The following is a 7,665-nucleotide window of genomic DNA, read 5'->3' as shown; positions in this document are numbered from 1 at the left end:
GCCGCATCGAGGCCGCGCGGGCCGACGCCCCCTTTGCCAACACCGCCGACCTGGCCCGCCGCGCTGGCCTGAACCGCCACGACCTGAACGCGCTGGCCGCGGGCGATGCGCTGCGCACCCTGGCCGGCCACCGGCGCCAGGCCAGTTGGGAGGCCGCCGCCAGCGTACAAAGCCGCGACCTGCTGCGGGACGCCGAAATCGTGGAAACCCAGGCCCCGCAACTGTCTGCCCCCTCCGAAAGCCAGACGGTCGCCGCCGACTACCGCAGCGTCGGCCTGACGCTACACAGCCATCCCGTGTCGCTGCTGCGCCCCCAACTGGCCGCGCGCAACTTCCAGCCTGCCTCGGTGCTGAACGACTATCCCAACAAGCGGGTCGCGCGCGCCTGCGGCATCGTCACCGTGCGCCAGCGCCCCCAGACCTCCAAGGGCGTCATCTTCGTCACCCTCGAAGACGAGACCGGCCCTGTCAACGTGGTGGTCCGCCCTGACCTGATCGAACGCCAGCGCCGCGAGCTGCTGGGCGCCACCCTGCTGGGGGTGTTCGGGTCCTGGCAGAGCGTGGACGGCGTGCGCCACCTGATCGCGCAGCGGCTGGTGGACATGTCCGACCTCCTGGGCGGGCTGACGTCGCAGAGCCGCGACTTCCATTGAAGCGATCCGCGCAACCGGCCAGCCGCCTGCCGTTGTTGCCCGGTTGCACATGCCCGCCGCGCCTTGAGCACAGCGCGTCGCCGCTGGTCTATCATGGCTTTTTGTCCGCTCGTTGTAAGGAGTCCTACATGATCCGCAAGCTGATCCCTTTCCTGCTGGTTGCCAGCCTGGCTGCGTGCGCCAATACCGGCGGTTCGCGTACGTCCAGCGCGCCGGCCTCCAGCTCCTCGAGCGCATCCTCTTCATCGAGCACCGGCGCCGGCTCTTCCTACGGTTCGTCCTCGGCCATGCCCGGCAGCAGCACCGGCAAGACCTGCGACGCCGGCCCGCTGCAATCGCAGATCGGTCAGAAAGCCACGCCGTCCGTCATGGAAGACCTGCGCACGCGCAGCGGCAGCGCCACCGCGCGCATGCTGCGTCCGGGCCAGCTAGTCACCATGGAATACAACAACACCCGCCTGAACCTCATCGTGGACGACAAGGACGTGATGACGGCGATCCGCTGCGGTTAAGCGCGCCGGCCGGCCGGACTTCCGTCCGGCAAGTCGCCTTCCCCTGCCTCGATGGGCCGCGCCGCCGGCGGCACATGGGGCAGGAAGGCCCCCGCCACCTCGAACGCGCATTCCTCGCGCGCAATGTCGATCACCCGGGATACGACCGGATTGACGATGTTCTTTTTGTGCACCGCGTAGTAATTGATGGTCGGCAGGTCCGGCTGCACATTCAACTGGCACAGCGCCCCACGCGCCACCAGCGGCGCAAAGTACGCGCCCGGCAGGTAACTGATCCCCAATCCCAGCATTGTCAGCTGCGCCATCATGCCCAGGCTGTTGCAGGTCAGCACGCGCTTGACCGGCATTCCCTGTTCCGCGAACCACGCGTCGTACAGATGCGATAGCGCGGAATTGGTGGGCTGCGAGATCACCGGATACGGCGCCAGATCCTGCGGCGTCAACGCGGCAGCGACATCGATGTCCAGCGCCGGACTCGCCATCCAGACATTGGTGACCGCCCCCAGGTGCGTGCAATCGTACTGGTAGCCCCAGAAGGGGCCGGGCATGATCGCCAGATCCAGTTCGTCCTGCTCCAGCCGTTCGTACAGAGTGATGCCGCCATCGATCTCGGGCATCAACTGCACGCGCGGGTAGCGCTGGCTGATCTGCTTGATCAGCCCGGCCAGCCAGGTCATGCCCACCAGTTCCGTCACGCCCAGGCGCACCACGCCTTCGAAGCTGGCTGGATCGGCCATGTTCTGCACGATGCGGCTGTTCAGCTCCAGCATCTGGCTGGCCAGCTCGAACAGCTTGCGGCCCTGCGGGGTCATCAGGAGTTTCTTGGCGCGCCGCTCGAACAGGGGCGCGCCCGCAAAGGCCTCGAGTTCCCCCACCCTTTTGGCCACGGCCGATTGGGTGGTGTGCAGCTTGCGCGACGACGCGCTGAAGCTGCCCAGTTCGGAACTCCAGTAAAAGGCCTCCAATTGCTTGAGGGTGTACATCGCCGCGGTCGAAGAAAAGCGCATGGAAACCCCAGACATTACCACCGCGGCCGATCGGCGCGGATCACCCCCGCGGATGCAGGATGTCCGCCAGGAAGCGCTGCGCGCGCGGATGCGCCGGCGCGCTGAAAAAGCGCTCGGGCGTGTCCATCTCCAGGATTTCGCCCGCATCCATGAACACCACGCGGTCGCAGACGTCGCGCGCAAAGCCCATTTCGTGCGTCACGCAGACCATCGTCATGCCGTCCTTGGCCAGGCCCTTCATCACCTGAAGCACCTCGCCCACCATCTCGGGATCGAGTGCGCTGGTCGGCTCATCGAACAGCATGACGGGCGGCTGCAGCGCCAGCGCGCGCGCAATCGCCACGCGCTGCTGCTGCCCGCCGGACAACGATCCCGGATAGGCATCGATCTTGTGCGCCAGACCCACGCGGTCGAGCAGGCTGCGCGCCAGCTCCACGGCTTCCTTGCGGGGCTGCTTGCGGATGTTCACGGGCGCGAAGATCACGTTTTCCAGCACGCTCATGTGCGGAAACAGGTTGAACTGCTGGAACACGAAGCCGATCTTCTGGCGCAGCGCATTCAGGTTGGCGCCCTTGCCGTAGATGTCCGCGCCGTCGATCAGGATGCGGCCCTTCTCGATGGGTTCCAGCCGGTTGATCGTGCGGATCATCGTGGACTTGCCGGACCCGGACGGTCCGCACACCACCAGCACCTCGCCGCGCGCCACCGACAGGTCCACGTCCTTGAGCACATGATGCTCGCCGTACCACTTGTTCACTTTCTCGAGGTTGATCATGTTTTTGTTCCTTTAAGCCATGGCCCGCGTGCGGCGGATGCGCAGGTCCAGCCAGCTCAAGCCGCGGCTCAGGCTGAAGCACACGATGAAGTAGATGATGGCCAGAATGCCGAACACCTGCAGCGGCTGGGTCAGCACCAGGTTGTTGACCTGGTTGGCGGCAAACGTCAGTTCGTTGACGCTGATGACGTAGCCCAGCGAAGTTTCCTTGATGGTGGACACGAACTGGCTGGTCATGCTGGGCAGCACGTTGAACAGCGCCTGCGGCAGCACCACCTTGCGCATCGTCGTCCAGTAGCCCACGCCCAGCGAGCGCGAGGCCTCGATCTGGCCGCGCGGCACCGCTTCGATACCCGAACGGATGACCTCGGACAGGTAGGCGCTTTCGTATACCACCAGGGCAAAGATCAGCGTCCAGAAGCCGCTGACCACCTGGCCGGTGATCTTGGGCACTACGAAGTAGGCCCAGAAGATCAGCATCAGCAGCGGCATGCCGCGCACCACATTGACCAGCGCCTTGCTGGCCGTGCGCAGCCACCCGTAGGGGCTCACCCGGGCCAGCGCGATCAGGAGCGCCAGCGGCAGGGACATTGCCAGGCCCAGCGCGGCCAGGATCAGCGTCAACGCCAGTCCGCCGAGCGGACCGTTGGGGTATTGACCCACCAGCAGCGTGGGCCAGTATTGCATCAGGAGATCAAGCACCATGGCCTCCGCGGTTCAGACGATAACGGGCGTAGATGCGCGATCCGAGCGCCATGATCAGGAACGATCCCAGCAGATACATGATCGTCGCCGCGCCGAAGGTGGCGAAGGTGCGGTAGGTCTCGTTCTCGATCTCCCGCGCCTGGTAGGTCAGCTCCATCACGCCGATCGCCATGGCCACGCTGGTGTTCTTGAAGAGCAGCAGCGCGCGTCCGACCAGCGGCGGAATGGAGATGCGCAGCGCCTGCGGCACGATGACGAAGCGCATGCATTGCAGATAGCTCGCGCCCAGTGCGCGGGCGGCCTCGAACTGGGTGCCGGGAATGGCGCGCAGGCCGCTGCGGATGTCTTCGGCGATGTAGGCGGCCGACCCCAGCGCCAGCGCGATCGCGGCCAGCGACATTTCGGCGTTGTGCGCATACAGCCACATCCGGAAACCTTCGGGCAGCAGCTCGGGCATGCCGAAGTACCAGAACAGCACCTGCACCAGCAGCGGCACATTGCGGTGGTATTCCACATAGGCGTCGACCAGCCAGCGGCACGGCGCCAGATTGGTGGCGCGCACCACCACCAGCGTCACCGCGATGGAAAACGCCATGACCCATGCGACAAGAAATAGTTGCACGGTGACCGCCATGCCGCTGAGCAGCAGCTGGTATTGGGAAGCGTCTAGAAAGCTCATAAACCTGTCAATCTCCTGCGTTCGGGCGCGCAACGCCAAGCATCACGGCTTCCCGCGCGTCGCCTTGCAAGACGCGGGAAGCCGTGACGGGATCTGGCGAACGGCAGCGCTCGGATCGGCCCCTCAGCCGGCGATCGGGCCGATCTTGAAGCCGCGCTCCAGCTTGTAGGGGGTGTCGGGGCCAAACCACTTGTCGAACAGCTTGGCCGCCGCGCCCGAGGTTTCGGCCTCGTCCAGCGCCTGATTCACCGTCTCCAGGAATCGCGGCTCGGACTTGCGCACGCCCAGACCCCACGGCTCATCGAACACGGCCTTGCCGATGACGCTGACTGGCGCGGTGGGCGGGCTTTGCAGGACCAGGCGCACCAGCACCAGTTCGGACGCGAACTGCGCGTCCACCTTCTTCTGCTGCAGGGCGAGGTACGTGGCCGAGCTGTCGCCATAGCCGATGACCTGCGACTTGTCGAGAATGCGCTTGATCTCGCGTTCGGAGCTGGAACCCTTGGTCGCGCCGATGCGGCGGCCGTTCAGGGCTTCGATCGAATCCAGACCCGAATCCTTGCGCACCATCAGCTTTTGCGGGCTGACGTAATACGCGTGGCTGAAGGCGATCTGCTGCGCGCGGTCGGGCGAATAGCCCAGATTGGCCGCCAGAATGTCCACGCGCCCTTCGTTCAGTTCCGGCACGCGCGCCGCCACCGACAGCAGCTTGTAGTTGACCTTGACGCCCAGCTTGTCCGCGACGAGCTTGCACACGTCCACGTCATAGCCCACGAGCTGGCGCGTCGCGCCGTCCTGGAAGCTGAACGGCTGCGACGTGCCCAGCGTGCCGCAAACCAGCTCGCCGCGCGCCTTGATGTCGTCAAGCTGGTCGGCGTGGGCAAGTCCGCCCGCGGCCAGCGATGCCAGGGCCAAGCTGGCGGCGATGAGAGTGTGACGCTTCATGGTTCATTCCCCTTGAATGGTTGTTAGGTGTACAGACTGGCGATGACGCCGTATGGATGCGAATGCGTGGCCCGTCAGGCCAGCTTGGCGCAGGCCTCGCGGATGGCCGCGCATCCCTGCCGGATATCGTCCAGCGACGCGGCAAACGACAACCGGAACGTGCCGGGCGCGCCGTAGGCATGGCCGTCGATGACCGCCACGCCGGCTTCGCGCAGCAGGTAGTGCGTCAAGTCGGTGTCGCTGGCGATCACGTCGCCGGCCGGCGTCTTCTTGCCCAAGAGGCCCGAGCAGTCCGGAAAGACATAGAACGCGCCCTGCGGCACGACGATGTCCAGCCCCGGCGCGCCGGACAATTCGGCGATCGCCAGGTCGCGGCGCTCGCGGAACACCTTGGCGAACTCCACGACGCAGTCCTGCGGACCCGTCAGGGCTTCCAGCGCCGCCGCCTGGCTGACCGACGAGGCGCCCGACGTGCTTTGCGACTGCAGGATCGCCATCGCCTTGATCAGTTCGTCGGGACCGGCGCCGTAACCGATGCGCCAGCCCGTCATGGCATAGGCCTTGGATACGCCATTGACGACCAGCGTGCGGGCGGCCAGTTCCGGCGCCACTTGCAGCGGATGCACCGTCGGCTCGCCGGTGAAATTCAGGCGCGCGTAGATGTCGTCGGTCATCAGCCAGACGTGCGGATGGCGCGCAAGGACTTCGGTCAGACCACGCAGTTCGTCCGCGCTGTAGACCGATCCCGTCGGGTTGCTGGGGGCATTCATCATCAGCCACTTGGTGCGCGGCGTGATGGCGCGTTCCAGCGCTTCGGGCGTCACCTTGTAATCGGTGGCGGGCGACGTTTCCACGGCCACCGGCACGCCGCCGTTGACCAGGACCATGTCCGGATACGACACCCAGAACGGCGCGGGGATCAGCACCTCGTCGCCATCGTTCAGCGTCGCGGCCAGGCCGTTGAAGATCACCTGTTTGGCGCCGGTGCTGACGATGACGCGCGATGCCGGGTAGTCCACGCCGGTCGCTTCCCGCAGATGGACGGCCGCGGCCTTGCGCAGGGCTACCGTGCCCTGCGCCGGCGGGTACTTGGTTTCGCCGCGGTTCATGGCCGCCGTGGCGGCCTGGCGGATGTGTTCGGGCGTCGAAAAATCCGGTTCACCGATGGTCAGGTCGATGATGCGGCGGCCCTGCTCGCGCAATTCGGCGATGATGGCGCGCGCGGCGACGCTGGGCGACAGCTTAATGCGCTTGATGCGGTCGGCAACGATGCTCATTTGGCCGCTCCCATCTTTTCCGCCAGGGTCTTTTCCAGCCACGGCTTGGTGTACGTGCCGGCGCGCAGCTTTTCCTTGGCCACGGCTTCGTCGGCTTCCTTCTTCAGAGCCAGCGCCAGCACGGCGCTGGCGTGTTCAGCGGGAATCACCACCACGCCGTCGGCATCGCCCACGACCACGTCGCCGGGGTTGACCACCTGCCCGCCGACCGACACGGGCACATTGATCTCGCCCGGGCCGTCCTTGTAGGGCCCCTTGTGCGACACGTCGCGGGCAAAACAGCCGAATTCGCCCTGGGCGAACACGTCCGCATCGCGCACCGCGCCGTCGATCACAAAGCCTTGGATGCCGCGCGACTGCGCATCCATCATCATCAGTTCGCCCACCAGCGCGTTGCTGGTGTCGCCCGCGCCGTCCACGACGATCACGTCGCCCGCGCCGCCCAGCGAAATCGCCTTGTGGATCATCAGGTTATCGCCCGGACGGGTCTTGACGGTAAGCGCCACGCCGACCGTGCGGCGCGCGCCGTTATGCAGCGGACGCAGGCCCGACACGCCGTACAGGCGATTCATGCAGTCGCTGATCTGGGCCGAGCCGATGCTGGCAAAACCGGCCAGCACGTCGGCGGCGACGGCCGTTTCGGGCCGGGAAAGAATGCGATATCCGATGGGATTCATAAGGAAAGTCAGGTGTGAATGCAGGAAGCGTTGAAGCGAACCTGCATTACAAAGCCGCGCAAGCCTTTCCTCAAAACGATATAAATTCCCAGCGATCCACGAATTTTTTTCGTGGATTATGCGGTTTAAGGGTTATCCCTTATTCCTGCATCGATGCTCAATCATCCCCGCTGCCGGACCCGCTGCGGGCTTCCGACAACGCGACAGTCAGGTGCATGACCTTCTTTTTGAGCTGATCGCGTTCATCGGTCAGCTTGGCCAGCAACTGGCGCAGCCGCGCGATTTCCGCCGGCATGTCCGCGATGTTTTCAATGGGTTCTTCCGGCGGCGCCTCGCGCGGCGGCGGCGCCTTGGCCTGCCGGACCTCCCGGGCGGCCTGCTGCAGTTCCTTGCGCCCGCCTGCAACGGCTGCGGTCTGCCGTTCAGCCGGCAGCG

9 protein-coding genes and 1 pseudogene are annotated in these 7,665 nt (G+C 65.6%); 2 read left to right on the top strand and 8 right to left on the bottom strand.

Annotated features, from left to right (window positions below; translation table 11 throughout):
* Both B3446_RS14670 and B3446_RS14665 read left to right on the top strand, forming a co-directional pair.
* Nucleotides 1-653: OB-fold nucleic acid binding domain-containing protein (locus tag B3446_RS14670; protein ID WP_291382894.1), on the top strand; the 653-nt coding region annotated here is incomplete at its 5' end.
* A 128-nt stretch (nucleotides 654-781) separates the two neighbouring features.
* A complete protein-coding gene (locus tag B3446_RS14665; RefSeq protein WP_175121786.1) occupies nucleotides 782-1,165 on the top strand; it encodes an I78 family peptidase inhibitor in 384 nt (127 codons plus the stop codon).
* Here B3446_RS14665 and B3446_RS14660 read toward each other — a convergent pair.
* From B3446_RS14660 to B3446_RS14625, 8 genes and pseudogenes are all read right to left on the bottom strand, one after another.
* A complete protein-coding gene (locus tag B3446_RS14660) occupies nucleotides 1,162-2,187 on the bottom strand; it encodes a LysR family transcriptional regulator (RefSeq protein WP_370633027.1) in 1,026 nt (341 codons plus the stop codon). The genes B3446_RS14665 and B3446_RS14660 overlap by 4 nt on opposite strands.
* Nucleotides 2,188-2,212: 25 nt before the next feature.
* Nucleotides 2,213-2,947: an amino acid ABC transporter ATP-binding protein gene (locus B3446_RS14655; RefSeq protein WP_291382891.1), complete on the bottom strand. Its 735-nt coding sequence runs from the start codon at nucleotides 2,945-2,947 to the stop codon at nucleotides 2,213-2,215.
* A 12-nt stretch (nucleotides 2,948-2,959) separates the two neighbouring features.
* A complete protein-coding gene (locus B3446_RS14650) occupies nucleotides 2,960-3,649 on the bottom strand; it encodes an amino acid ABC transporter permease (protein WP_191579488.1) in 690 nt (229 codons plus the stop codon).
* The gene (locus tag B3446_RS14645; RefSeq protein ID WP_056560585.1) at nucleotides 3,642-4,331 is read right to left on the bottom strand and encodes an amino acid ABC transporter permease; all 690 of its coding nucleotides are present in this window, start codon (nucleotides 4,329-4,331) and stop codon (nucleotides 3,642-3,644) included. The genes B3446_RS14650 and B3446_RS14645 overlap by 8 nt, the downstream gene beginning before the upstream one ends.
* 123 nt (nucleotides 4,332-4,454) lie before the next feature.
* Nucleotides 4,455-5,276 (bottom strand): ABC transporter substrate-binding protein, encoded by an 822-nt coding sequence (locus B3446_RS14640; protein ID WP_291382889.1) that lies wholly within the window; start codon nucleotides 5,274-5,276, stop codon nucleotides 4,455-4,457.
* A 74-nt stretch (nucleotides 5,277-5,350) separates the two neighbouring features.
* Nucleotides 5,351-6,553, bottom strand: a complete 1,203-nt coding sequence (locus B3446_RS14635) for an aminotransferase class I/II-fold pyridoxal phosphate-dependent enzyme (protein WP_291382887.1) — start codon at nucleotides 6,551-6,553, stop codon at nucleotides 5,351-5,353.
* The gene (locus B3446_RS14630) at nucleotides 6,550-7,230 is read right to left on the bottom strand and encodes an RraA family protein (RefSeq protein ID WP_291382885.1); all 681 of its coding nucleotides are present in this window, start codon (nucleotides 7,228-7,230) and stop codon (nucleotides 6,550-6,552) included. Before B3446_RS14630 ends, B3446_RS14635 begins: the two co-directional genes overlap by 4 nt.
* Before the next feature lie 157 nt (nucleotides 7,231-7,387).
* A pseudogene (locus B3446_RS14625) lies at nucleotides 7,388-7,665 on the bottom strand (hypothetical protein); the annotation flags it as partial.

Origin of the sequence: Achromobacter sp. UBA5777, from assembly GCF_002418565.1 — a bacterium.
Classification (GTDB): Bacteria; Pseudomonadota; Gammaproteobacteria; order Burkholderiales; family Burkholderiaceae_B; genus Achromobacter; species Achromobacter animicus.
The sequence above is the reverse complement of the archived record's forward strand: the minus strand, read 5'-3'. Positions and strand labels throughout refer to the sequence as shown.